Raw genomic sequence first — 24,651 nt, forward strand, 5'->3', positions numbered from 1 at the left:
CGCTGACAGGCGGTTATTTGACTATGCTGATCAGGAACGACTTTGTGGAGAGGGATATATGGACGATCCAGGCGACAACAAACCACCGACTCTGTGGCAGATGCTGCACAGCGTCATGGCCGCCGCGTTCGGCGTGCAGAGCGGCAAAAACCGCGAAAGGGATTTCACCCACGGCAAACCCAGCCATTTCGTCATTCTGGGGGTGTTGTTCACAGCCCTGTTCGGTTTGACACTGTTTGGCATCGTCAAACTGGTGCTGCATCTGGCCGGGGTTTGAGGCCTGCATGAAAAATCCGGGCCATGGCAGAACGATCACGCCTTGTCACCGGCGAACCACCGGCCAGGGGCATGCGATCAGGCCCGGAGTTTCATTTACTGGTGGCTGACCCAGAATACCGCTGTCCCTACAACGAGAATGATCAGGAACAGGATGGCCCACGCATCGACACTGCTGTCGCTCTTTCTTGCCTTGGTCGGGTTGCTCATTGCATCGCCTCTTGTCGGTTTTGTCGGTGATTGCAGAAAGACTCGACCACAGTTAAGACGAAGATTGTCCGCACGACAAATGTGGAATAGTTGACAGCGATTCTCGTTAGGCGATTTGGTTCTTTACATATACTCAAACATCACTTTTGCGCATAACCGCAAACGGGTATATTGCCCCGGCTCCGTCAGGGAGTGCGCGGCCGTGCGCGCAGAATTGCAGAGGCACAATCGGACTCCAGCAAGCGAAAACGCAGCGTTTTCCGAGTAGCCCAAAGCCTGAGAACAGGACTTATATGTACGTATACGACGAGTACGATCAGCGGATCATCGAGGACCGCGTCAAGCAGTTCCGTGATCAGACCCGACGCTATCTGGCAGGTGAGCTGAGCGAAGAAGAATTCCGCCCCCTGCGCCTGCAAAATGGCCTGTACATCCAGCGTTTCGCGCCGATGTTGCGCGTGGCCGTGCCGTACGGCCAACTGACCTCGCGTCAGGTGCGCATGATGGCCAGGATTGCCCGCGACTACGACAAGGGCTACGCCCACATCAGTACGCGGCAGAACGTGCAATTCAACTGGCCGGCAGTGGAAGACATCCCGGACATTCTGGCTGAACTGGCCACCGTGCAGATGCACGCCATCCAGACCAGCGGCAACTGCCTGCGCAACGTCACCACCGACCAGTTCGCCGGCGTCGCCGCGGACGAAGTGATCGACCCGCGTCCCTGGTGCGAAATCGTTCGGCAGTGGACCACGTTCCACCCTGAATTCGCTTACCTGCCGCGCAAATTCAAGATCGCCGTCAACGGTTCTACCAGTGACCGTGCCGCCATCGAAGTCCACGATATCGGCCTTGAGCCGGTGTACAACGCCTCTGGCGAACTGGGCTTCCGCGTGCTGGTCGGCGGTGGCCTCGGTCGTACGCCGGTGGTTGGCGCCTTCATCAACGAGTTCCTGCCGTGGCAGGACCTGTTGAGCTATCTCGACGCCATCCTGCGGGTCTACAACCGCTACGGCCGTCGTGACAACAAGTACAAGGCGCGGATCAAGATCCTCGTCAAGGCGCTCACGCCTGAAGTGTTCGCGCAGAAAGTCGATGCGGAAATGGAGCACCTGCGTGGTGGTCAGACCACGTTGACCGACGCTGAACTGCAGCGTGTCGCCAAGCACTTCGTCGATCCGGACTACAAGGCGCTCGACAACCAGACCGCACAACTGGCCGATCTGGACAAAGAGCATCCAGGTTTCGCCCGCTGGCGCAGCCGCAACACCCTGACGCACAAGAAACCGGGCTATGTCGCCGTGACCCTGTCGCTGAAGCCGACCGGCGTGGCGCCAGGCGATATCACCGACAAACAGCTCGATGCCGTCGCCGACCTGGCCGAGCGCTACAGCTTCGGTCAACTGCGCACCTCACACGAGCAGAACATCATTCTTGCCGACGTCGAGCAGAGCCAGTTGTTCACCCTGTGGGGGGAATTGCGCGAGCAAGGTTTCGCCACGCCGAACATCGGTTTGCTGACCGATATCATCTGCTGCCCTGGCGGTGATTTCTGCTCGCTGGCCAACGCCAAGTCGATCCCGATCGCCGAATCGATCCAGCGTCGTTTCGACGATCTCGACTACCTGTTCGATATCGGCGAGCTGGACCTGAACATCTCCGGTTGCATGAACGCCTGTGGTCACCACCACGTCGGCCACATCGGCATCCTCGGTGTGGACAAGAAAGGCGAAGAGTTCTATCAGGTTTCCCTCGGTGGCAGCGCCAGCCGTGACGCGAGCCTGGGCAAGATCCTCGGCCCGTCCTTCGCTCAGGACGCCATGCCTGACGTGATTTCGAAACTGATCGACGTGTACGTTGAACAGCGCACCGAAGACGAGCGCTTCATCGACACCTATCAGCGTATTGGCATCGACCTCTTCAAGGAACGCGTCTATGCAGCGAATCATTAAGAACAACGAAGTCGTCGACGAAACCTGGCACCTGCTGCCGAAGGATTTCAACATCGACGAAATCAGCAACTGCGACGACCTGATCGTTCCGCTGCAACTGTGGCGCGAGCACAGCCGCATGCTCAAGGCTCGCGATGGCGGTCTGGGTGTCTGGCTGGACGCTGACGAAGAAGCCGAAGAGATCGGTGAAGTGGTCAATGAATTTCAGGTGATCGCTCTGAATTTCCCGGCTTTCACTGACGGCCGCAGCTATTCCAATGCGCGCCTGTTGCGTGACCGCTATGGTTTCAAAGGTGAACTGCGTGCGATTGGCGACGTGCTGCGCGATCAACTGTTCTACATGCATCGCTGCGGTTTCGACGCGTTTGCCATTCGCGCCGACAAAGATCCGTACGAGGCGCTGGAAGGTCTCAAGGACTTCTCGGTGACCTACCAGGCGGCGACTGACGAACCGCTGCCGCTGTTCCGTCGCCGTTAAGCCTCAGGGCTTTTGCTGCGGACATAAAAACGCCGGTCATGTGACCGGCGTTTTTTTTGCCTGTTGAATTACCAGAAACGTTGCTGTGTCAGGCGGCTCCACCAGCTCAACAGCACGCGATCGACTGAACCGCTCGCAGCCATGCCGATACGCTCCTGCAGGCTTTTACGCTCGGCATAATGCAGGTGGTAAACCTCGGCTTTTTTTGCCCGGTCTGCCAGGTACTCGTCGCTGGTCTTCAGTTCGTCGACCAGTTGCTTGTCCAGTGCCGCGATGCCGAGCCAGACTTCACCGGTCGCCACGTCATCGATCGCCAGTTGGGGGCGATAGCGCGCGACGAAGTTCTTGAACAGTTGGTGGGTGATGTCCAGGTCCTCCTGAAACTTCTCCCGGCCCTTTTCGGTGTTTTCGCCAAACACGGTCAGGGTGCGCTTGTACTCACCGGCGGTCAGCACTTCGAAGTCGATATCGTGCTTTTTCAGCAGGCGATTGACGTTGGGCAACTGCGCAACCACCCCGATCGAGCCGAGAATCGCGAACGGCGCGCTGATGATCTTCTCGCCAATGCAGGCCATCATGTAGCCGCCGCTGGCCGCAACCTTGTCGATGCACACGGTCAACGGCACGCCCGCCTCACGGATACGCGCCAGTTGCGACGAAGCCAGACCGTAGCTGTGCACCATGCCGCCGCCGCTTTCCAGGCGCAGCACAACTTCATCCTTGGGCGTGGCGAGGGTCAGCAACGCGGTGATCTCGTGGCGCAGGCTTTCGGTAGCCGAGGCTTTGATATCGCCATCGAAATCGAGCACGAACACCCGCGATTTTTTCTCCGGCTTGTTCTTTTGTTTCTTCTCGCCTTTCTCGGATTTCGCCTCGCTCTTGCGCAGCGCCTTGAGCTGATCCTTGTCGAGCAGCGTCTGCTCCAGGCGCTCACGCAGGCCTTTGTAGAAATCGTTGAGCTTGCTGACCTGCAATTGCCCCGCCGACTTGCGCCGGCCCTTGCTGCGCAATGCAGCAAAACTGGCCAGCACCACCAGAATGGCGATCACCAGCGTGACAGTCTTGGCCAGGAAACTGGCGTATTCGGTGAAAAACTCCACAGAGACTCCTTAGAACAATGCGTGGTTGTACGGCACACGCGGGATGGCCCCAGCATACCCATGCGCCGCCCTGTCGACCAGCCGTGAAACCTCCGGCAACACCCCTGTAACGGGCATTTCAAACAAGCGTATGTTTTTTCATTGACAGCTACCCGCCATCCTCATAACCTCGCCGAACCTTCAACGTACCGGGAAGACGCGGACGTGGGCAGCATCTACTTGATTCGACATGGCCAGGCCTCCTTCGGTGCAGACGACTATGACGTGTTGTCGCCAACCGGCGTGCGCCAGGCAGAAATCCTCGGCCAGCACCTCGCTGAACTGGGCATTTGCTTCGATCGCTGCCTCGCCGGTGACCTGCGCCGCCAGCAACACACGGCCACCAGCGCCCTGGAGCAATTCAGCGCCAAAGGCCTGCCGGTGCCGATCCTCGAAACCGACTCCGCGTTCAACGAATTCGATGCCGACGCGGTGATCCGCGCCCTGCTCCCGGCGATGCTGCCGGACGAACCGGAAGCGCTAGACATCCTGCGCAACGCCGCGCAAAGCCGTGGCGAATTCCAGCGCATTTTCGCCCTGATCATCGAGCGCTGGCTGGCCGGCACCTTCGACACCCCTGGCCTGGAAAGCTGGCAGGGCTTCGTCGAACGCGTCCGCGCCGGGCTGCACCGGATTCTCGATCTGGCTCAAAAGCACCAGTCCATCGCCGTGTTCACTTCCGGCGGCACCATCACTGCCCTGCTCCATCTCATTACGCAAATGCCTGCGAAACAGGCCTTTGAATTGAACTGGCAAATCGTCAACACCTCGCTCAACCAGCTGAAATTCCGCGGTCGCGAGGTGGCCCTGGCTTCCTTCAACAGTCATGCGCACCTGCAACTGCTGAAGGCTCCGGAACTCATCACGTTTCGCTGAGTACCGGACAACTGTGACCCTTGCTGTAACACCAGCACCATTACCTAACAAAGGATCGAACCATGACCTCCGTAGCTGATGCCGTAAAAGCAATGCAAGCCAAGTTCAACCCAGCCGCCGCTGCCGGTCTGGACCTGGTCTTCGGTTTCAACATCACCGACGAAGACAAGCAGTACGCACTGATCGTCAAGGACGGTACTTGCGACATCCAGGAGGGCGAAAACCCGGATGCCAACTGCACGCTGGTACTGGATAGCGAAACGCTGAAAGGCATCGTCAGCGGCGAAACCGACGGCATGCAAGCTTTCATGGGCGGCAAGCTGCGCGTTGAAGGCGACATGATGCTGTCGATGAAACTGTCCGAGCTGTTCCCTTCGTAAGAAGCCGCTTGGTTATCTGCAAATCCCGTCCCTTGTGGCGGGATTTGTCGTTTTCAGCGCCAGGCTTGTGTCTGACAGTTGAGCGTCTGGTCAGCTAACAGCCAAATCCTTCAATAACCGCGTATCCAGACCAAACCGCTCCTGCGAAATCATCCTGAATTGCCCCTCCGCCAGGTCGCAGCTCACCAGCAAATTCCAAGAATGCCGGGTTGCCACCGAGGGCACCAGGACGAACGGATGTTCTGCCAACAATGCGTCGGCAAACTTGCGCTGATTGGGCGAGGTTTTCATCGGGTGCAACCAATGCGGATTGGGCACTTCTTCCGGTTGCACGATTCTGACGCTGGCTTCGTGGATGACCTCAAAACAGGTCAACACGTGAGGCTCCTCGTCCAGTGCATCGAACCCGCCATGGGCGGCCACTTCGAGGATGGCCGTGGATGGGTCGACTGACGCATACACCACGCGTCGCCCGGGTGTATTCCAGCGGCCGCCACGGCGATTCGAACCCAGGCCGCGATCCCACGTATCGCTGTACATCTCGCGATCCAGTCGCCAGGCGTACCAGCGTTCATCCCAGGGCAAGGGATTCATTGATAAACCCCGTATTTGATCTGGTTCAGATACTCCTCCACCATCCTGAAACCCAACGCGTGCCCGACCAGATCGAGCGGCACATGGCCGTAGAAATAGGTCGCGGATTGTTGCAACCACGACTCGGCCTTGGCCTGGCGTGCGAACACTTCGGTGGCCAATTCCAGCGCAGCGGCGTATTGGTACGCGATGATGCTCTGTGGCGTGTCCAGGCGCACCGACGTTCCCTCTTTGAGCAGGCGCCGCACGGTTCTGACCGACCTTCCAGTGATGCGTTTGACCAGATCGCCACGCTGATAGAGCTCGCTGGTGGCGAGCATATTGACGACATCGTGCAGTTCAAACCCTTCGGTTGTGCAGCGCAGAATCAGCATCGGGTCGTCGCCGGTGTCCTGCCCGCGCAGCAACAACTCGACGGGCTTGCCCTCGAGTTTTTTCAAACCCGTAAGCCGAGGCGCTTTGGCGGTTGGCATGGCGACGTCCTCCGAGGGGCATCTGGCGCGATCGTCGCGCCAGTAATGGCGAGGGGAGTAAGCAGGCGTGTGGCTTTCAAGCAGCGGGATTCGCATATTGCCGTCCTTTGTCTGGGTTCAGAGCGATCGAGCGCTCGGTGACTTCAATGTCGGGACTGATGCTATAGGCCAGGCGTCCGACAACCAACCTGAAAAAGTCGTCAGAAATATCCCCTCATCAGCTGGAAACAGGCCCGTTTCCGTAGGACCTGAACGAAACGCCAGGCAGCACAACGAGTCGGCCCGAGCAGACAGAGCGTTGCGCCGCACAACCACAACCAGTTCGCCGAGAAGTGCCGCAACTTCGTCTACAAACGCAAGGCTTGCGGCACGCCGGCGCGGTTGGTCGAGGATTGGGCGCGGATGCGTTCGGTTGAGTTGGCGGGATGACATTTGATTGACCGCACGGGCCTCTTCGCGAGCAGGCTCGCTCCCACAGGGTTCGGTTGTGATACCGGAATTCATGATTGCCAGAGAAACCTGTGGGAGCGAGCCTGCTCGCGATGAACGATGACGCGGTATCAAGTGGACACTTACAATGCGCCATCTGAAAACACCGGCCCGCCCATGGACATCGATCTTGCTCGCACCTTTCTGGAAATTGTCCGCCACGGCAGCCTCGCCGCGGCGGCGCAGAAGCTGTTTGTCACGCAGACGGCAATCACCGCACGGGTGCAGAAGCTGGAGAGCCAGCTCGGCAGTACGCTGTTCGTACGCAACCGCGCCGGGGCGAAGCTGACGCCCAACGGCGAGGCCTTCGTGATCTATGCCAATCAACTGGTGCAAACCTGGGAAGCTGCACGCCGCGACCTGCCTCTTCCCGAGGGTTATCACAACGTGCTGCACATCGGCGGCGAAGTCAGCCTGTGCAACCCATTGATGCTCAGTTGGGCGGCGGAACTGCGCGAGAAGATCCCCGGCCACGCCCTGCGCATGGAAATCCGCGACGGCGAGAACCTGCTGCGCCAGCTCGAGCTCGGCGTACTCGACGCAGCCCTGGTCTACCAACCTGAATACTGGCCGGGCTTGCAGGTCGAGCAAGTGCTGGAAGAAAAACTGATCTTGGTACGCGCTCCCGATCGCCCGGATCCCTACGTGTACATCGACTGGGGCCCGGACTTCCGCCGCCAGCACGACGCCGCGCTGCCGGAAAAGGCCAAGGCGCCGCTGAGTTTCAATCTTGGCCCGCTGGCCCTGCAATACATCCTCGAACACGGTGGCAGCGGCTATTTCCGCACTCGCGTGGTGCGCACCTATCTGGAAACCGGTGCGTTGGAGGCGGTGACCAAAGCCCCGGAATTCGGCTATCCGACCTATCTCGTCTATTCACGCGACCGGGATTCGGCAACCCTGCAGCAAGCCTTCGACCTGCTGCGCGAAGTGATCCGCACCGATGACGACTGGTCGCAGCGCTGGAATCCGTTGAGCTGACGCGAACGCTTTACACCGGATGATGGCGCAACTGCCATCAAGGTCGAGCCTGCACGCATGGCCGGATCGGCTACTCTGCCGGGTATCACAACGATACCCGCAGGTGAGGCAGTGAGGCAGACCACCGAGATGTTCCGCGAGCGCTACCGCGCGGCCGTTCATCCGCGCTACAACCCGTGGCTGCACGGTGGGTTTGTATTGGCGTTCGGTATGCTGGCGATCGCCGGGTTCTGGAGCGGCGTGGAGCAGGTCAGTCCGCTGCAATGGCTGACGGTGCCGCTGACCCTGCTGCTGTTCAATTTTGGCGTGTACATGGCCCATCGTCATCTCGGCCACCACAAAAAGGCCTGGGCAAAAATGTTCTATGCCCGCCATGCAGGCGATCACCACAGCTTTTTCACCCCGGGCCACATGAGCTACGACAGCGCTCGCGACTGGCGGGTGATTCTGTTTCCGGCGTGGCTGGTCGTGATCCATACGCTGCTGATCACCCTCCCGCTGTGGTGGTTGCTGGCGCAGGTAAACAGCAACGTCGCCGGCCTGTTCGGCGGTTGCATGGTGCTGGGCTATCTGACTTATGAGGTGTTTCACGCCTGCGAACATCTACCGCCAGATCATCCGCTGGCGCGCCTGCCGTGGATTCGTCAGATGCGCCGTCTGCATGAATTGCATCACCGCCGCGAGCACATGCAAGCAAGCAATTTCAACATCGTTGTGCCGCTGATGGATTACCTCTTCGGCACGCTTTATCGCGAGCCTGAAGCCCCCCTTCCGAGCCATTCGAGACTGCCCATGACGCGCATGCAGCACCAGATCGATATTGCTGGCGACCCTGTTGCCGTCCTCGCCTATGCCGCCAGCGTCAGTCGCTGGCCGGAGTGGCATCCTTCGTCGCTGAAAATCGACGGCGCCCAAGGGCCGCTGCATGCCGGTTCACGTTTCGAGGAAGACGTAAACGCCGGCGGGCGCAGCGGCCATTTGCGCTGGGAGGTTACCGAATACCTGCCCGGCCGCCGCTGGTGTGCGCGGGCGCAGGGTGACCAGGGACTGTCGTTGAATCTGACTTACGAATGCAGCGCCGAAGCTGGCGCGACGCGATTCGTGCGCACGCTGGATTATCGCTTCGACGGCTTCGCCCTGCGCATCGCCAATCGCTTGCTGCTCAAGCGGCGTATCGAGCGCGAATCCGCCGCGTCATTGCTGGCGTTGCGCGACATGGCCACGCAGTACCTGGCCTCAGCGAGGACGCACGCGTGAAGCTAACGCATGGATTGTCATTGCTGATCGTCATCGTAGTCGGTTTTCTTTTGTTGATGCCGACCCGCGTCGAACCGCTGGCCTGGACGCCACCGCCAGCACCGTCGCTGAAAGAAGGCATCTACGCCGACAATCAGAAACTCAAAGGCGCGGTAAAGGTCGGGCCGAGCGATATCGAAGGGCCGGAAGCATTACTGCTGGAAGACGATTACCTGATCACCGGCCTGCACGACGGCCGACTGATCCGCACCAGCCTCGACGGCCAGGCGCGCAAAGTGCTGGCTGACACCGGTGGACGTCCGCTGGGCCTGGCGCGGCATCCCAACGGTTTGCTGGTGATCGCCGATGCGGTCAAGGGCTTGCTGTCCCTCGACGCGCAAGGTCGGTTGATTCCATTGAGCACCGAGGCCAACGGTCTGGCTTTCGGCTTCACCGATGACGTGGCGATCGACAAATCCGGGCATTACGCCTACTTCAGCGACGCGTCCAGCCGCTGGGGCTATGGCCATGACGGCGAGGCGATCATCGAGCACGGCGCCGACGGGCGTTTGCTGCGCTACGACTTTCAGACCGGCAAGACCAGTGTGTTGCTGGACAAACTGCAGTTCGCCAACGGTGTGACCCTCGGCCCGGATGACGCCTATGTGCTGGTCAACGAAACCGGCGCCTACCGCATCAGCCGTTACTGGTTGAGCGGACCGCAAGCCGGCACCCATGATGTATTCATCGACAACTTGCCGGGTCTGCCGGACAACCTCGCGTTCAACGGCAGCAATCGCTTCTGGGTGGCCTTGTATGCGCCGCGCAATGCCTTGCTCGATGGCACCGCCGAGCACCCGTTCGTGCGCAAGATGATCGTTCGGGCGCTGACCGTGCTGCCGAAACCGGTGGAGAAACGCGGCTTTGTGCTGGGGCTGGATCTGCAGGGCAAGGTGATCGCCAATCTGCAGGACGCGAGCAGCGGCAATTATTCGCCGATTACCACGGTGCGCGAGTATGGAGAGTGGTTGTATTTCGGCTCGTTGAAGGCGCGGAATATGGCGCGTTTGCCGTTGGAGGCGGCCTTGAAGTGAGCCCTTTGAGGCTGTGTTGAATGGGCGGCCGCTATCGCTAGCAGGCTAGCTCCCACAGGGGATTGAGTTGATCACACATCCTGTATTCGGCACAAAACCTGTGGGAGCCAGCCTGCTGGCGATAGCGGCATGTCAGTTGCTGGACCTGTCGAACTTCTCGGGATCTTCATCCTCAGGCAATTCTTCTACAGGCTTTTCGGGATGCGCAGTAGTATGCGCCGGGCTGTTCGGTTCGGGACGGGTTGGAATCGGGTCGAATCCGCCCTGCTCCTCACTGGGGAATCTGGGGTCGTTCATAAGGCACCTCGCCAAGAGTCGGGGACAAGAGACTCTGAATATTCGAGGTGCCGTTGCCGATAGTCGTTCCGGTCAGTCTGTGACCGCCGGTCGGTAGCTCACTGGCCCGTCAGCGGCTGCCCGGCCAGTCGTGCGACGATGCCTTCTTTGGCGATCACGCGTTTCTCCTTGAGCTTTTTCAGGTCGTCATCACTGAGTGTATTGGCGTTCTCGGCCTCGACCACTTCCTTGTCCACATCAAAGTACTTAGTCACCAACGAATCCAGCTTCGGATCCTCGGAGCGTTTTTGCTCGATCTCTTCCTTCTTGCAACCCAGGTCCTGATACAGATCATGTGAAACCGGCATGAAACACCTCCATCAATTGATCGACAACCAACGCGACCGATGCGCTGGTTCGTTATCAGCATGGCCTCACCCGCAGGCGTCTGTCGACACCCTGTCAGACCAGCGGTTGCCGTTCGTCGCCCTGTCGCAAATGCGATAAAACCTTTGCCGGGTGCGTTCGCTCCATTGGTTAACGCTCACAAAAACCTGCGTGGAGATACCCAATGGACGGATTCAACTTGCGTCATCTCGCTCTGGCTGTTGCCCTCAGTGCTGGCATGAGCTCGGCCTTTGCTGCCACTTCCAACGACTTTGTCGACAACGCGGCGGCCGGTGGCATCGCCGAAATCGAAACCAGTCGCCTGGCGCTGGAAAAAAGCCAATCGGCTGACATCAAGGCGTTCGCCAATCAGATGATCACCGATCACAGCAAGGCCAACGACGAGCTGGCGGCGATTGCCAAAGCCAACGACATCGAAGTGCCGGACACCACCACCCTGACCAAACAGGCCAAGGCCAAGATTCTCGACATGCGCGACGAATCGTTCGACGCAGCCTACGCCAACAATCAGGTCATGGCGCACCAGGAAACCATCGAGCTGTTCAAGAAACAGGCGAACACCGTGACCGATGACAAGGCCAAGGGTGCGACTGAACTCAAAGCCTTCGCGCAAAAAATGCTCCCGGCGCTGGAAAAACATCTGGCGCACGCCAAAGAGCTGCAAGCCAAGCATCCGAGCAAATAAACGCCCGGAGCGTAAAAAGCCGCATCCAAGGATGCGGCTTTTTTGTGTATGCCAATCAACCCCCGTCGGTGTCGATATCGGCGTCGGTGCTCTCGCCCGGCGCGGGTCTGTCCGGATCGGGCTTGAAGCCGGGGCTGAAGTCGTTGCTGTTGTCGTTGTGATGCTGCTTCTGATCGACGTCACTGCGCGCACTGTCCGCCTGGCCCTCTTCTACCGGCGCTGGCGTGGTCTGCCCCGGTGATTGCGGATCGATCGCGGGGTCGTTGCGGTTGATCGAATCAGCTGATTGATTTTGCTGTTGCGACGCTTGATCGTTCATAGCCACCTCATTCAGGGTCCTGCATCTTTCATCTGGCACGACTGGATACGTCGGCCATGCAGATTCGAAGCCCGACGGCGATGATTCGTTCAAAACATCGCAGGAGCTTGTGATTCGGCGGATAAATCATTCGTGGCGAATAGACTCACACAGTGACTGGCCTGTCTCCGCGGCGTTGAGTACACCGCAGAAACCTGTGGGAGCCAGCCTGCTGGCGATAGCTGACTCCCAGTCAATGAACGTTTGAATGTTCTACCGCTATCGCTTGCAGGCAAGCTCCCACAGGTTTTGTGTTGTGGCTCAATAATCAGACATCTCCAAGATCCCTGTGGAAGCTGGCTTACCAGCGATGGCGCCAGCCAATCCACCACTGTTCTGATGCCGAACCGAGATCCATTGTGGGAGCCAGCCTGCTGGCGATGGGGCCGGCCGCGGCCACGGAGCTATCGGCCCAAAGCCCGGGCGAGAAACGGCGCGGTCTTGCTTTTCTTGCTGGCGGCGACTTTTTGCGGTGTGCCAGCCACTACGATCCTGCCGCCCTTATCCCCCGCGCCCGGGCCGATGTCGATCACCCAGTCGCTTTGCGCGACCACGCGCATTTCATGCTCGACGACGATCACCGTGTGCCCTGCCGTCACCAGCGTATCCAGTTGCTCCAGCAGCCTGTCGACATCGCGCGGGTGCAATCCGGTGGTCGGTTCGTCGAGCACATACAAGGTTGCGCCGCGCTGGTTGCGCTGCAATTCGGTGGCGAGTTTGATGCGCTGCGCCTCACCACCGGACAGCTCGGTGGCCGGCTGCCCGAGGCGCAGGTAACCGAGACCAATATCGCGCAGCACTTCCAGAGAGCGGCGGATCGCCGGCTGCTCGGCAAACACCGTCACCGCTTCATCGACAGTCAATTGCAGCACCTGAGCGATGCTCAAGCCTTGCCAGACAATCGCCAGGGTCTGCGGGTTGTAGCGCGCGCCATGACAGGTCGGGCACGGTGCGTAGACGCTGGGCATGAACAACAACTCGACACTGACAAACCCCTCACCTTCGCAGGTGGCGCAGCGGCCCTTGGCGACGTTGAAGGAAAACTGCCCGGCGTCATAACCCTCGGCGCGCGCCGCATCGGTGGCGGCAAACAATTTGCGCACGTTATCGAACAGCCCGGTATAGGTCGCCAGGTTGGAGCGTGGCGTGCGACCGATCGGCTTTTGATCGACCTGCACCAGACGCTTGATCGATTCCAGCCCCGCCGTGACCTGGCCACCGCTGACCTGCGGTGCATCGTCTTCGAGGCTGAGTTCTTCCGGTTCGGCCTCAACCGTCGGCCGGCCCAGTTGCGCACCGACCAGCTCGAGCAAGGCCTGACTGACCAGACTCGACTTACCGGAGCCCGACACGCCGGTGACCGAGGTAAAACAACCCAAGGGAAATTCGGCACTGAGGTTGTTCAGATTATTGCGCGTGATGCCCGCAAGCTTCAGCCACGCCGTAGGCTTACGCGCCGTGCGTGGCGGACGCTGCGCTTCGCCGAACAGATACGGTCGGGTCTGCGACAACCCGACCTCGGCCAGACCGGCCGGCGGGCCGCTGTACACCACCTCACCGCCCTTCTCGCCCGCAGCCGGGCCGACGTCTATCAGCCAGTCGGCGCGGCGCATGGTTTCCACATCATGTTCGACCACAAACAGCGTGTTGCCGTCCGCCTTCAATCGTTGCAAGGCCTCGAACAACGCTTCGCCATCGGCCGGATGCAAGCCGGCGGACGGCTCGTCGAGCACGTAAATCACCCCGAACAGCTGCGAGCCCAATTGCGTCGCCAGGCGCAAGCGCTGCAACTCGCCGGACGACAGCGTCGGCGTGCTGCGCTCCAGCGCCAGATAACCAAGGCCCAGATCAGTCAGGGTGCTGACCCGCTCGAGCAAGTCCTCGGCGATGCGCTGTGCGGCAATGCGCTTTTCCAGCGACAGGTTCGGCGTGTGCCGCACATCCGGCGCGCTGGCATGGCCGCTGCCGCCGTGAGCCACGCGCTGCTGGCGGGCCTCGCGGGTTTGCGCGTGGCTGAGGGTTTCGCTGTTTTCATCAGCCTGCTCGAGATAATCCGCCGCCGCGACCGGGCGCAACACCTCCGCCACTTGCAGCAGCGGCATCTGCGACAGCGCACCGATGTCATGCCCGGCAAACGTCACCGACAACGCCTCACGCTTCAGGCGCTTGCCCTCACACAGCGGGCACGGGCTGCCGAGCATGAACTGCGAAACGCGCTTTTTCATCAGCGCACTTTGCGAGTGGGTAAAGGTATGCAGGATATAGCGTCGGGCACCGGTAAACGTGCCCTGATAACTCGGTTCCAGCTTGCGTTTGAGGGCCACGCGGGTTTCTTCCGGGGTCAGCCCGGCGTACACCGGCACGGTCGGAGTTTCTTCGGTGAAGAGAATCCAGTCGCGCTGCTTTTTCGGCAGTATCTTCCACGGAATATCGACATCGATACCCATGGTTACGAGGATGTCGCGCAGGTTCTGACCCTGCCACGCCAGCGGCCACGACGCCACGGCGCGCTGGCGAATGGTCAGGTTCGGATCCGGCACCATCAGCGCCTCGGTGACCTCATAAACCCGCCCCAACCCATGACATTCCGGGCAGGCGCCCTGCGGGGTATTCGGCGAAAAATCCTCGGCGTACAACATCGGTTGCCCCGACGGATAACTGCCAGCGCGCGAATAGAGCATGCGGATCAGGCTCGACAACGTGGTCACGCTGCCCACCGATGAACGCGTACTCGGCGTGCCGCGCTGTTGCTGCAAAGCGACGGCGGGCGGCAGGCCTTCGATGGAATCGACATCCGGCACACCGACCTGATCGATCAGGCGCCGTGCGTAAGGCGCCACCGATTCGAAATAGCGCCGCTGCGCCTCAGCGTACAGGGTCGAAAAGGCCAGTGATGATTTGCCCGAACCGGAGACTCCGGTGAACACCACCAAGGCGTCGCGCGGAATGTCGACGTCAACGTTTTTCAGGTTGTGTTCGCGGGCGCCACGAACCCGGACCATGCCGGCGGGCGCTTTGGAGCTGCGTTTGGAAGTCATCGGCCTGCCTTGGTGAAGGGGTGTTCAGCGCTCAACTGCTGAGTACCGCGCGAATCGTTTGCAGCAGCGCTTGCGGGCTGTACGGTTTGCCGAGCAGATGGGTATCGGGGCTGAGCTGGTGATTGCGCGAAATGATGTCGCGGGTATGTCCGGACGTGAACAGCACCGCCACCGGCGGCGTCTGCACCTTGGCCCAGGCGAACAGATCCGAGCTCTTGATCAATCCCGGCATGACCACATCAGTGAAAATCATATCGACTTCAGTGCCTTCAAGCAGTGTCTGCATCGCCACGTCGCCATTGCCGGCGGTGACCACGCGATAACCTTCCTCGCGCAGCAACTCAACCGCCGAAGCGCGCACGGCATCGTTGTCCTCGACCACCAGAATCGTCTCGTTGCCGCCACTCTGCTGGCGTTGCAGATTTGGCGATTCGTCAAGGATCGGACGCAGACTGCGCGGAAAATACAACTGCACCCGCGTGCCCTCGCCGATCCGGCTGTCGATCTCGACGTGGCCGCCGCTCTGCTTGACGAAACCGAAGACCATGCTCAGGCCAAGCCCGGTGCCCTGACCATCGGCCTTGGTGGTGAAAAACGGCTCGAACACTTGCTCAAGGATGTCCGGCGGGATACCCGCGCCGCTGTCGCTGACCGCGACTCGCACGAAGTCGCCGGGACTGATGCCTTTACCGGCACAGAATGCGCTATCGAGCTGGACGTTGGAGGCGCTGAGGCCGATCACGCCCTCGCCTTGCATGGCATCGCGGGCGTTGATCGCCAGGTTGAGAATGGCGTTTTCCAACTGGTTGCGGTCAACGTAGACATGCCACGGCGCTGGCGGCAATTGCACGTCAATCTGAATGGTTTCGCCGAGGGCGCGCTGGAGCAATTCGCCGACGCCCTCGAAGATCTGCTGCGGGTTGCATACCGCCGGCGACAACGGCTGGCGCCGGGCAAACGCGAGCAGTTGCGAAGACAGCTTGGCGCCGCGCTCGACCGCTGCCAGCGAAGCACCGACGCGGCGCTGCACATTGGCATTGTTCGGTTCATGCCGCGCGAGCAGATGCAGGTTGCCAGCGATCACTTGCAGCAGATTGTTAAAATCGTGAGCGACGCCGCCAGTCAATCCGCCTATCGACTCGAGCTTTTGCGACTGGCGCAACTGCTCTTCAGCTGTGAGCCGCGCCTCGACTTCTTCGGCTACACGTTGCTCGAGGTTGCGAGTGAATTTGAGCAGGGATTCTTCGGCGTTCTTGCGTTCATGAATATCGATCAACACACCCGGAAAGCGCAGCGGCGCGCCGTCTTCGTCGAACTCGCAAGCACCGCTGGCCAGCACCCAGAGGTAACTGCCATCGCTGCGCAACACCCGGTATTCGGCGTTGTATGGCTCACCGGTCTGCACCGAATGAGCAACACGTTCCCGTACCCAGGCGAGGTCATCGGGATGAATGCGCGAGTCGGCAATGTCTTGTGCCAGATTGCTCAGGTCCTGGTCCGGTGGATAGGAGAAGGTCCGGGTGAAGCGCTCATCAGCCGACAGCCGATTGTTTTTGATGTCCCAGACAAACGAGCCGAGCAACGCCCCCGCATTCAGCGCCAGCCGCACCCGCTCGTTATCGGCGCGGTAGGCGTTCTCCGCTTCCTGACGCAAGCGCTCGGAGATCACCAGTTCGGTGGTTTCCACCACCATCGCCATCACGCCTGCGGGAGCGCCGTCATCATTGGCCACCGGGCTGTAATAGAGATCGAGCCAGACGTCTTCCGGTACGCGGTCACGCAACAGCACGAGGAGTTTGTTGCGATAGGACAGCGTGCCGCCCGCCAGGCAGGTATCAACCACGTTGCGATTGAATTCGGCGACTTCTGGCCAGCCCAGCTCGACTGGCGCGCCGAGCAGGTAAGGATGGCGGCCGCCGGCGAATTGCGAATAGGCGTCGTTGTAAACCATGTAACCGGCACGGCCCCAAAGCATCACCATTGGCAGCGGCGAGGCCAGCATCAGTTGTACCGCGCTGCACAGGCTGGCCGGCCAGCTATGCAACGGGCCCAGCTCGGTGTGGCTCCAGTCGAACGCCCGAATACGCTCGGCCATTTCGCCTTTCCAGCCGTCACAACCGTAGCTATCGGATAAAAACTGCATCGATTGACTCGGTGTCCTGTGGTGAATGCCCGATCTGTCGCGACGCCGGAACGACGCGACGCTCGTGTGTTTCGAGCGTCTTCGGTCGTATTGGTTTCATCAGAGATTAACCGATTTGTTACCCCGCAGCCGACTAGACGCCGATCAGGTGTTTGAGCGGGTGGTAGCCGGTTTTCATTTTCGCGGCGACGTCGAGAATGGCCTTCTCGATGCCGTTCAAATGGGTGCAGGTCAGTTCGATGGCGGCGCTCTGGTTGCCGGCCTCGATGTGCTCGATCAGACGCAAATGCTCGTCGTCGCGGCAGACTTCATGGCTGTCGTCATCCAGCGCGGCAGCGTACAGCGAGGCCCGGGAAATCAGTTTCTGGAACCAGTCGAGCAGCACCGGGTTGTTCAGGCTGCGCGCCAGTTTGAGATGGAATTCACCGAGCAGATAAATCAGCCGTTCGTGATCGCCCGCCGCGTGGGCTTCGTCTTCGAGCAGCAGGTGCGCGCGCAGGTCCTGCATCGCCGCCGGGTCTTTGCGCCGGCACAGTTCGGTGACGATGCCGATCTCGATCAAACGGCGGGTTTCGAACAGCGAGCGCAGCTCTTCGTTGCTTGGCAATGACACCGATGCGCCCTTGTTGGGCTCGGTGGTTACGAGCCCTTCGGCTTCCAATTGCTTGAGCGCCGCACGGACCGAGGTGCGGCTGACATTGAACAGCTCGGCCAGCGAGGCCTCGCCCAGTTTCATCCCCGGACGCAGCGAACGCTTGCTGATCGCTTGGTAAACCCCTTGATAGACGCGGTCGACCGTGGTCTCCGGTTTCTTGTCGGTCATACGAACACTCCTTTGGCGTCGGTTGGCCCGAGGCGCAGAATATCGACTTTGGCGTCAGGATACAGGGGTTTCGATGGGGAGATGGCTGCGTGGCTGGTAGCGGCAGCTGGTTGATCGTTCCCACGCTCCGCGTGGGAATGCATCCCGTGACGCTCCGCGTCACAGCGGACGCAGAGCGTCCATGGCGGCATTCCCACCAGAGCGTGGGAACGATCACCGGTAGAGGTTCAGTCAGTGCCGTATTTCGGCGAACGCGGGCCGTACAGCAGGCCTGCCGGGTGGCCGGCGGAGAGCAGACGATTGCTCGCCACACCGGCAATCGGGTAGCCGGCGTCGGTGGAGCTGTTGATGATCTGCTTCACGGCGGCGGTGATCAGCATGCCGATCAGACCGCCACCACCGTTGTTGCCACCCTCTTCGCTCGAAGCGCGCGCCGTACCGGTCCACAGCGTCGTGCCGCTTTTCAGGTCGACCAGTTTCGCCGTCGCGGTCACCGCCGTCTCGCTGCTGATCACCATGTAGCGAGTGCCGTATTCGGTCACGGTGATGTACAGCGCCGCGTCCGCCCCGAAGATTTCCTTCAGTTTGTTCGGCGGTGCCTGATGAATGTCATCGGGCGTGGTCATGCCGTTCTGACGGAAGGTTTCATCGACCAGCGTGATCGGCAGCACGTAGTAACCAGCCTCGGCCAGCGGGAACGTCACTTGCGACAACAGGCTGTAGGAAGCCTTCACATCAGGCGAGGTATTGAGCGGCGGCAAAACCAGAATGGTTTTCGGACGCGCCTGTTTATAGGCCGAGTAATCCACGGTTTTCGGCGCGACGCAGCCACCCAGCACGGTCAGAGCCAGACCGGCGATCAGCCATTTGCAGGTACGCGAGATCATTGGGTGACTCCGGCCTTGGCGTTTTTAAGCAGAAAGTCCATGTACGTGCCGGACTCGGGAAACAGCGTTTTTTCGGTATTGAACTGCTGCACCATCTGATCGTCCTTGCCCATGCTCAGATAGAGCAGGCCCAGGTGCGCGTGGTAGCCCGGCGGTACGGCTTTGCCGGTCGAGCGGATTTTTTGCAGGTCACGTTCCAGTGCTTCGGCCTGGGCTTCTTTCGGCTCTTCGCCTTTGAAGTATTCGTAGACCTGCGGCTCGTAGCCTTCCCACTGGTACAGGGTTTTCGGCGCGGCACAACCGGCCAGCAGCGTGCTGGCCGCCAGGGTCAGCGCCAGCAGCGGGCGCGACAGATTCAGTTTCATGGGTGTTGCTCCTTGCAATGGGCGTCGATCAGTTGCCCGGTTTCCAGGCACCGGCGTTCATGCCATCGACCAGACGATTGATCGCCTCGCGCATGGCCAGATCCAGGACTTTGCCGTTGAGGGTGGAGTCGTAGGCAGCGGTGCCACCGAAGCCGATGATTTCGCGGTTGGACAAGGCGTACTCGCCGGCGCCCTGGGTCGAATAGACCACTTCCGACGTGCTGATATTGACGATGTTCAGGTTGACCTTGGCGTAGGCGACCTGGGTCTTGCCGCGACCGAGAATGCCGAACAACTGGTGATCACCGGTTTCCTTGCGGCCGAACTCGGTGACGTCACCGGTGACCACGTAATCAGCGCCTTTCAAACGCTGAGCCTGGCCCTTGATGGTGGCTTCCTGCTGGATTTCGCCCATGTTGTCGCGGTCCAGCACGCTGAAGCGGTTGGTCTGCTGCAAGTGGGTGATGAGGATGGTCTTGGCCTGGCCGCCGAGACGGTCGACGCCGTCGGAGAAGATGCCGCGCATGTAGCTGGAGCGGTTATCGAATTTGCCTACGGCCATTGGCACGCGAACGCCGGTCCAGACTTGATTGGCGCTTTCGACCTTGGCCACCGGCAGCGCGCGGGAGCTTTCCGTGGCGCAGCCGGACAGCGTGGTGGCCAGCGTGCCGAGCACGGCAATCGCAACGCCTGAGACCAACATCCGGGAGATCATTCTCACTGAGTATTTCCTTCTTGAAAAACGGGGTGTCCCGGCACGGCAAAGCGCTGGGCAGCGGAAAAGGGCCGGCATTATGACAAAGTGCCATCATTCGTGACAGGATTTTTTTGGCGCCAATAAACAGGCTGGATTCAGGGGGTATTTGAATCCATGTGGGAGCGAGCCTGCTCGCGAAGGCGGTGAATCAGGCAACGGCTATGTTGAATGAAAGACCGCTTTCGCCAGCAGGCTGGCTCCCACAGGGTTCGCTGTGTGGCCCGGGGGTCGGGTTGATCAGTGAAAATCCCGGCTCTGCACGCGAATGCCGTTGAGCAGCGGGCTCAGGTCACTCAGGCGTCCGGCGATCAAGTGCCGCACTTCGCCCTCGCGTTCCCAGCGGCCATCGACCCTGAGCAATTGCGAACCAACCAGAACTTGCCGTTGACGCTCGGCGAGATCGCGCCAGACCACTACGTTGACGTTGCCGAACTCGTCTTCCAGCGTGACGAAAGTCACTCCACTGGCTGTACTCGGTCGTTGGCGTCCGGTCACCAACCCGGCCATGCTCACCGGCCGGCCATGTTCGACATCGAGCAATTCCCGCGAGCTGCGACAGCGCAGGGCCCGCAACTCACCGCGCAACAGTGCCAGCGGGTGCGGGCCCAAGGTGGTGCCGACGGTGGCGTAGTCGGCGTGCAGATCCTCGCCAACACTGGGTTTGGGCAGCAGCACTTGCGGCTCTTCCTGACTGGGCAATCCAGCAAACAGCCCCAACTGTTTCTGCACCCCCGCCACTTCCCAGCGCGCCCGATGCCGATGCCCGGCCAGCCCACGCAAGGCCCCGGAATCGGCAAGCAAGGCTTGCGCGCGGCTGTCGAGCGCCGCACGCTCGCCCAGGTCGGCGACGTCGGCAAACGCCCCGCGCACCCGCGCCGCTTCAATGCGCCGGGCGTCGTCCTCGCGAAAGCCCTTGATCATGCGCAAGCCCATGCGAATCGCCGGTTGTGGCCCGGTGGTAGTTTCCAGACTGCAATCCCAATCGCTGGCACGTACGTCGACCGGGCGAATCTGCAATTGATGACGGCGCGCATCCTGCAGAATCTGATCGGGACTGTAGAAGCCCATCGGCCAGCTATTGATCAGCGCACAGGCAAACGCTGCCGGTTCGTGGCACTTGAGCCAGCAACTGGCGTAGGTCAGCAAGGCGAAACTGGCGGCATGGGACTCGGGGAAACCGTAGCTGCCGAACCCTTTGATCTGTTCGAAGATCTGCGCGGCGAATTCCGGCGTGTAGCCGTTTTTCTTCATACCGGCAGCAAGGCGCTCCTTGTGCGGTTCCAGGCCACCGTGACGTTTCCACGCAGCCATGGAGCGGCGCAACTGGTCGGCCTCGCCGGGGCTGTAGTCGGCGGCCACAATGGCGATCTGCATCACCTGTTCCTGAAACAGCGGCACGCCGAGGGTGCGCTTGAGCACCACTTCCAGCTCTGGCGAAGGATAGGTTTCTTTTTCTTCTTTACTACGCCGACGCAGATACGGGTGAACCATCCCGCCCTGAATTGGCCCCGGCCGGACAATCGCCACCTGAATCACCAGGTCGTAGAATTTTTGCGGACGCAGGCGCGGCAGCATCGACATCTGTGCCCGCGACTCGATCTGGAACACGCCGATGGTGTCGGCGCGGCTGATCATGTCGTAGGTCGGCTTGTCTTCGGCCGGAATCGTCGCCAGGCTCAGATCGCGCTGGCGATGACGGCGCAGCAGATCGAAACAGCGGCGGATCGCGCTGAGCATGCCAAGTGCCAGGATATCCACCTTGAGCAGGCCGACCGCATCGAGGTCGTCCTTGTCCCATTGAATGATCGTGCGCTCGGCCATGGCCGCGTTCTCGACCGGCACCAGGGTGTCCAGCGGTTGCTCGGAAATCACGAAGCCGCCTGGGTGCTGCGACAGATGCCGGGGGAAGCCGATCAACTGCCCGGTCAGGCTCAAGACCCGGCGCAGCAGCGGGCTTTCGGGGTCGAAACCGTTTTCGCGCAAGCGTTCCAGCGGCGGCGTTTCGTCGCTCCAGTGGCCGCAGCAATCGGCCAGCGCATTGATCTGATCCGGCGGCAGGCCCAAGGCTTTTGCCACGTCCCGCACGGCACCGGCGGCGTGGTAACTGCTGACCACCGCGGTCAACGCTGCACGACCACGGCCATATCGACGGAAGACATATTGCAGGACTTCTTCGCGACGCTCGTGCTCGAAATCGACGTCGATGTCCGGCGGTTCGTTGCGCTCCCTGGACATGAAGCGTTCGAACAGCAATGTGGTGCGCTCCGGGTCGATTTCGGTGATGCCCAAGGCAAAGCACACCGCCGAGTTGGCTGCCGAACCACGGCCCTGACAAAGAATCTGTTGCTCGCGGGCGAAACGCACCACGTCGTGTACGGTGAGGAAATAGCTTTCGTAGCCGAGTTCGGCGATCAGCTGCAGTTCCTTGTTGATCTGCCGCAGCACCTTGAAGGGTGCGCCTTTCTCCCAGCGCCAGGTGATGCCCTCCTTGGTCAATTGGCGCAACCAGGAAGTGGCGCTGTGACCCTCGGGCACCAGCTCCTTGGGATATTGATAGCGCAATTCGCCCAGATCGAAGGTGCAGCGCCGAGCGAGGGCGACCGATTCATCGAGCAACGCCTGCGGATACAACTCACGCAACACTTCGACACTGCGCAAGTGCCGCTCGCCATTGGGGTGCAAACGCAGGCCAGCCTCGGCCACCGGCAGGTGATGAAGGATCGCGGTCATGGTGTCCTGCAAGGCGCGGCGGCCACGAGCATGCATGTGCACATCGCCACTGGCTACGGCTGGAACCTGCAACTCGGCGGCCAGATTCAGCAGTGCCGCCAGACGCTGTCGATCGTCCTGACCTCGGTGCAATTGCACGGCCAACCACAGCCTGTCGCCGAACGTCTGTTTCAGCCAGCGCCCTTCTTGCACCTCAGTGACAGAATCCGGCACCCACAACGCCAGCAGCCCCGACAACGCGTCATCTAGATCTTCGCGCAAGACTTGATACTGGCCTTTTTGCGTACGCCGCCGCGCGCGGGTGATCAAGCCGCACAGCGCCTGATAACCGGCCAGGTTCTCCACCAGCAGCACCAGCTTCGGGCCGTTTTCAACGCGCACTTCGCTGCCGATGATCAGCGGCAACTCAACCGACTTTGCCGCTTGCCACGCCCGCACGATGCCGGCCAGTGTGCATTCATCGGTGATCGCCAAGGCCTGATAGCCGTGCTTTTTCGCTCGTTGAAACAACTCGAGCGCACTGGACGCACCGCGCTGGAAACTGAAGTTCGACAGGCAGTGCAGTTCGGCGTAGCCACCGTTCATGCAAACCAGCCCTGCAACCACAATGGACCGCCCTCACCCACCGCCCGCCAGGCCCAGCCCTGCTGGCCGGCGCGGTTCTGGATCAGGTAATAATCGCGGCGCACGTCATCGCCGTCCCACCAGCCGGATTCAATGCGTTCCGGGCCCATGAGAATCCGCGCCGAACCTTCCGGCACACTCTGCGGTTCAGTGAGTAGCCAGCCCGGACGCTGCACGCTCGGCAGGCCTGCGCAAGGCTGTTTGTCGACGCCGAACTGCCAGGCGCACTCGGGGCGATGATCGGCCTGGAAGCGCAAACCCTGCACTGCATCGTCGCCCAGCCGTGCGCGCAGACGTTCGCGCAATTGCTCCCACGGCAGGGTCTGCTGCGGACGGTCGTCGAACAGTTCCTGAAACTGCGGCACGAAACTCGGCAGATCTTCTGCACGCAGGCGAAAGCCGCGCACCGGCGCCTCGACCTGTACCTGTTCCAGCCGGCCCCGGGCCAGTTCGAAAAGCATCGCCGGATCCCGTTCGGCGCTGAGCAGGCCGACCTTGATCAGCGTGTCCGGCAAGCCGGCGTGTTCCAGATGCAGATCGAAGCGCTGCACGCCGCTGTCGCGTCCGCAAAGGAACGCCGACAGATCGCCGGTCAGACGCCGCAACGGGAACAGCAGTGCCTGATGCGATTGCACGTCGAAGTTGAGTTCGATGCGCACATCGAAACGATCAGGTGGCAAGTAGAACTCCAGCGCCAACGGTCGGGCGCCGAACAGCGTATCGAGGTGTTTGAGCATCGACGCTTCGAAGCGCCGCGCCAGCGCCTGACGCGGCAGGCTTTGCACTTGATTGAGATTGCGCAGGCCCATCCGTGAAAGTGCCGTGGCCACGCTCGGCTCGAGGCCGACCCGGTCGACCGGCAATTGCCCCAGGTGATGTTGCAAGGCCTCGCCGTCCGGCACCACCAGCCCATCGTAGGCGTTGGCCAACACGCGGGCAGCCACTGGATTGGGGGCGGCGACGATGCGATGGCGAAAGCCCAGATCGGTCAGTTCCTGGCGCAACCGCGCTTCGAATTGCGCCCAGGTGCCGAACAAGCCCAGGCTCGACTCGATCTCGAACACCACCGTACGTGGGTAGTGCACGCTGACCTGTGCACTGAAACGATAGGCCCACGCCGCGAGAAACTGCTGCCAGCGCTCGACTTCGGCGGCCTGGTAATCAACCGTGGCAAAGCCTTTGCTCATGGCCTGGGCCGCGGTCATCGATTGCCCTGCACGTAAACCCAGTTTGCGCGCCGCCGGGTTGACCGCCTGCAATACCCGGCGCTGGGCCGGGCCGTTGAGCAGCACCAACGGCTCATCGGCATCGGGGCGCTGACGCAGTACAGCGTCCAGAGCCAATTGCGGAAACAGAATGCATACCCAGCGCATGACGGT

General features: G+C 60.9%; 22 protein-coding genes. 9 read left to right on the top strand and 13 right to left on the bottom strand.

Annotation, left to right across the window (positions count from 1 at the left end):
• Positions 1–58: 58 nt before the first annotated feature.
• From J3P75_RS15415 to J3P75_RS15425, 3 genes are all read left to right on the top strand, one after another.
• Entirely contained in the window at positions 59–277 is a 219-nt protein-coding gene (locus J3P75_RS15415) for a DUF2970 domain-containing protein (RefSeq protein ID WP_434707303.1), read from the top strand.
• Positions 278–779: 502 nt separating this feature from the next.
• Positions 780–2,438 carry a nitrite/sulfite reductase gene (locus tag J3P75_RS15420; protein ID WP_434707304.1) on the top strand — a complete coding sequence of 553 codons (1,659 nt, stop codon included), beginning with the start codon at positions 780–782 and terminating at the stop codon, positions 2,436–2,438.
• Positions 2,422–2,916, top strand: coding sequence for a DUF934 domain-containing protein (locus J3P75_RS15425; protein WP_090283212.1), 495 nt, complete (start codon positions 2,422–2,424; stop codon positions 2,914–2,916). Before J3P75_RS15420 ends, J3P75_RS15425 begins: the two co-directional genes overlap by 17 nt.
• A gap of 68 nt (positions 2,917–2,984) precedes the next feature.
• Here the strand turns inward: J3P75_RS15425 and sohB are convergent, their stop codons facing one another.
• On the bottom strand, positions 2,985–4,016 hold the full coding sequence (gene sohB / locus J3P75_RS15430) for a protease SohB (protein ID WP_208937661.1): 1,032 nt from the start codon (positions 4,014–4,016) through the stop codon (positions 2,985–2,987).
• Between the two features lie 204 nt (positions 4,017–4,220).
• On the opposite strand from sohB, the gene J3P75_RS15435 reads away from it, so the two are divergent.
• Both J3P75_RS15435 and J3P75_RS15440 read left to right on the top strand, forming a co-directional pair.
• Entirely contained in the window at positions 4,221–4,931 is a 711-nt protein-coding gene (locus tag J3P75_RS15435; protein WP_434707305.1) for a histidine phosphatase family protein, read from the top strand.
• A 62-nt stretch (positions 4,932–4,993) separates the two neighbouring features.
• Positions 4,994–5,311 (top strand): SCP2 sterol-binding domain-containing protein, encoded by a 318-nt coding sequence (locus tag J3P75_RS15440; RefSeq protein ID WP_042610331.1) that lies wholly within the window; start codon positions 4,994–4,996, stop codon positions 5,309–5,311.
• 90 nt (positions 5,312–5,401) lie between these two features.
• Here the strand turns inward: J3P75_RS15440 and J3P75_RS15445 are convergent, their stop codons facing one another.
• Both J3P75_RS15445 and J3P75_RS15450 read right to left on the bottom strand, forming a co-directional pair.
• Positions 5,402–5,905, bottom strand: a complete 504-nt coding sequence (locus J3P75_RS15445; RefSeq protein ID WP_434707306.1) for an RES family NAD+ phosphorylase — start codon at positions 5,903–5,905, stop codon at positions 5,402–5,404.
• Positions 5,902–6,378 (bottom strand): antitoxin Xre/MbcA/ParS toxin-binding domain-containing protein, encoded by a 477-nt coding sequence (locus J3P75_RS15450; protein WP_434589180.1) that lies wholly within the window; start codon positions 6,376–6,378, stop codon positions 5,902–5,904. Before J3P75_RS15450 ends, J3P75_RS15445 begins: the two co-directional genes overlap by 4 nt.
• 606 nt (positions 6,379–6,984) lie before the next feature.
• Between J3P75_RS15450 and J3P75_RS15455 the strand changes: the two genes are divergently transcribed.
• The 3 genes from J3P75_RS15455 to J3P75_RS15465 all read left to right on the top strand — a co-directional run bounded on the left by J3P75_RS15455 (position 6,985) and on the right by J3P75_RS15465 (position 10,178).
• Entirely contained in the window at positions 6,985–7,848 is an 864-nt protein-coding gene (locus tag J3P75_RS15455) for a LysR family transcriptional regulator (RefSeq protein WP_394502821.1), read from the top strand.
• Positions 7,849–7,959: 111 nt separating this feature from the next.
• Positions 7,960–9,105, top strand: coding sequence for a sterol desaturase/SRPBCC family protein (locus tag J3P75_RS15460; protein WP_434707307.1), 1,146 nt, complete (start codon positions 7,960–7,962; stop codon positions 9,103–9,105).
• Positions 9,106–9,161: 56 nt separating this feature from the next.
• Positions 9,162–10,178: an SMP-30/gluconolactonase/LRE family protein gene (locus J3P75_RS15465; protein WP_434711317.1), complete on the top strand. Its 1,017-nt coding sequence runs from the start codon at positions 9,162–9,164 to the stop codon at positions 10,176–10,178.
• Between the two features lie 395 nt (positions 10,179–10,573).
• Here the strand turns inward: J3P75_RS15465 and J3P75_RS15470 are convergent, their stop codons facing one another.
• Positions 10,574–10,822: a hypothetical protein gene (locus J3P75_RS15470; RefSeq protein WP_434707308.1), complete on the bottom strand. Its 249-nt coding sequence runs from the start codon at positions 10,820–10,822 to the stop codon at positions 10,574–10,576.
• Positions 10,823–11,025: 203 nt separating this feature from the next.
• On the opposite strand from J3P75_RS15470, the gene J3P75_RS15475 reads away from it, so the two are divergent.
• A complete protein-coding gene (locus tag J3P75_RS15475) occupies positions 11,026–11,547 on the top strand; it encodes a DUF4142 domain-containing protein (RefSeq protein ID WP_434707309.1) in 522 nt (173 codons plus the stop codon).
• Between the two features lie 55 nt (positions 11,548–11,602).
• Here J3P75_RS15475 and J3P75_RS15480 read toward each other — a convergent pair whose 3' ends face one another.
• From J3P75_RS15480 to J3P75_RS15520, 9 genes are all read right to left on the bottom strand, one after another.
• Positions 11,603–11,866, bottom strand: a complete 264-nt coding sequence (locus tag J3P75_RS15480; protein ID WP_434589191.1) for a hypothetical protein — start codon at positions 11,864–11,866, stop codon at positions 11,603–11,605.
• Between the two features lie 443 nt (positions 11,867–12,309).
• Complete coding sequence (locus J3P75_RS15485; RefSeq protein ID WP_434707310.1) at positions 12,310–14,943, bottom strand: excinuclease ABC subunit A; 2,634 nt, start codon at positions 14,941–14,943, stop codon at positions 12,310–12,312.
• A gap of 31 nt (positions 14,944–14,974) precedes the next feature.
• The gene (locus tag J3P75_RS15490; protein WP_434707311.1) at positions 14,975–17,086 is read right to left on the bottom strand and encodes an ATP-binding protein; all 2,112 of its coding nucleotides are present in this window, start codon (positions 17,084–17,086) and stop codon (positions 14,975–14,977) included.
• A gap of 133 nt (positions 17,087–17,219) precedes the next feature.
• Positions 17,220–17,909: a GntR family transcriptional regulator gene (locus J3P75_RS15495; RefSeq protein WP_090283193.1), complete on the bottom strand. Its 690-nt coding sequence runs from the start codon at positions 17,907–17,909 to the stop codon at positions 17,220–17,222.
• Positions 17,910–18,136: 227 nt separating this feature from the next.
• A complete protein-coding gene (locus tag J3P75_RS15500) occupies positions 18,137–18,796 on the bottom strand; it encodes a DUF799 domain-containing protein (RefSeq protein WP_434707312.1) in 660 nt (219 codons plus the stop codon).
• On the bottom strand, positions 18,793–19,161 hold the full coding sequence (locus J3P75_RS15505; protein ID WP_090283191.1) for a DUF4810 domain-containing protein: 369 nt from the start codon (positions 19,159–19,161) through the stop codon (positions 18,793–18,795). The genes J3P75_RS15500 and J3P75_RS15505 overlap by 4 nt, the downstream gene beginning before the upstream one ends.
• Before the next feature lie 28 nt (positions 19,162–19,189).
• Positions 19,190–19,876, bottom strand: coding sequence for a CsgG/HfaB family protein (locus J3P75_RS15510; protein ID WP_167359930.1), 687 nt, complete (start codon positions 19,874–19,876; stop codon positions 19,190–19,192).
• A gap of 279 nt (positions 19,877–20,155) precedes the next feature.
• The gene (locus J3P75_RS15515; protein WP_434707313.1) at positions 20,156–23,233 is read right to left on the bottom strand and encodes an error-prone DNA polymerase; all 3,078 of its coding nucleotides are present in this window, start codon (positions 23,231–23,233) and stop codon (positions 20,156–20,158) included.
• Positions 23,230–24,645, bottom strand: a complete 1,416-nt coding sequence (locus tag J3P75_RS15520) for a Y-family DNA polymerase (RefSeq protein WP_434707314.1) — start codon at positions 24,643–24,645, stop codon at positions 23,230–23,232. Before J3P75_RS15520 ends, J3P75_RS15515 begins: the two co-directional genes overlap by 4 nt.
• Between the last annotated feature and the right edge of the window lie 6 nt (positions 24,646–24,651).

The sequence above is a fragment of the Pseudomonas sp. R1-1 genome (genome assembly GCF_051132135.1).
Classification (GTDB): Bacteria; Pseudomonadota; Gammaproteobacteria; order Pseudomonadales; family Pseudomonadaceae; genus Aquipseudomonas.

Coding starts and splice junctions, on each gene's coding strand:
- J3P75_RS15445 (WP_434707306.1), bottom strand. CDS start 5,905: ATGAATCCCTTGCCCTGGGATGAACGCTGGTACGCCTGGCGACTGGAT.
- J3P75_RS15500 (WP_434707312.1), bottom strand. CDS start 18,796: ATGATCTCGCGTACCTGCAAATGGCTGATCGCCGGTCTGGCTCTGACC.
- J3P75_RS15415 (WP_434707303.1), top strand. CDS start 59: ATGGACGATCCAGGCGACAACAAACCACCGACTCTGTGGCAGATGCTG.
- J3P75_RS15440 (WP_042610331.1), top strand. CDS start 4,994: ATGACCTCCGTAGCTGATGCCGTAAAAGCAATGCAAGCCAAGTTCAAC.
- J3P75_RS15520 (WP_434707314.1), bottom strand. CDS start 24,645: ATGCGCTGGGTATGCATTCTGTTTCCGCAATTGGCTCTGGACGCTGTA.
- J3P75_RS15455 (WP_394502821.1), top strand. CDS start 6,985: ATGGACATCGATCTTGCTCGCACCTTTCTGGAAATTGTCCGCCACGGC.
- J3P75_RS15480 (WP_434589191.1), bottom strand. CDS start 11,866: ATGAACGATCAAGCGTCGCAACAGCAAAATCAATCAGCTGATTCGATC.
- J3P75_RS15420 (WP_434707304.1), top strand. CDS start 780: ATGTACGTATACGACGAGTACGATCAGCGGATCATCGAGGACCGCGTC.
- J3P75_RS15515 (WP_434707313.1), bottom strand. CDS start 23,233: ATGAACGGTGGCTACGCCGAACTGCACTGCCTGTCGAACTTCAGTTTC.
- J3P75_RS15510 (WP_167359930.1), bottom strand. CDS start 19,876: ATGATCTCCCGGATGTTGGTCTCAGGCGTTGCGATTGCCGTGCTCGGC.
- J3P75_RS15495 (WP_090283193.1), bottom strand. CDS start 17,909: ATGACCGACAAGAAACCGGAGACCACGGTCGACCGCGTCTATCAAGGG.
- J3P75_RS15450 (WP_434589180.1), bottom strand. CDS start 6,378: ATGCCAACCGCCAAAGCGCCTCGGCTTACGGGTTTGAAAAAACTCGAG.
- J3P75_RS15465 (WP_434711317.1), top strand. CDS start 9,162: ATGCCGACCCGCGTCGAACCGCTGGCCTGGACGCCACCGCCAGCACCG.
- J3P75_RS15485 (WP_434707310.1), bottom strand. CDS start 14,943: ATGACTTCCAAACGCAGCTCCAAAGCGCCCGCCGGCATGGTCCGGGTT.
- J3P75_RS15425 (WP_090283212.1), top strand. CDS start 2,422: ATGCAGCGAATCATTAAGAACAACGAAGTCGTCGACGAAACCTGGCAC.
- J3P75_RS15475 (WP_434707309.1), top strand. CDS start 11,026: ATGGACGGATTCAACTTGCGTCATCTCGCTCTGGCTGTTGCCCTCAGT.
- J3P75_RS15505 (WP_090283191.1), bottom strand. CDS start 19,161: ATGAAACTGAATCTGTCGCGCCCGCTGCTGGCGCTGACCCTGGCGGCC.
- J3P75_RS15470 (WP_434707308.1), bottom strand. CDS start 10,822: ATGCCGGTTTCACATGATCTGTATCAGGACCTGGGTTGCAAGAAGGAA.
- J3P75_RS15490 (WP_434707311.1), bottom strand. CDS start 17,086: ATGCAGTTTTTATCCGATAGCTACGGTTGTGACGGCTGGAAAGGCGAA.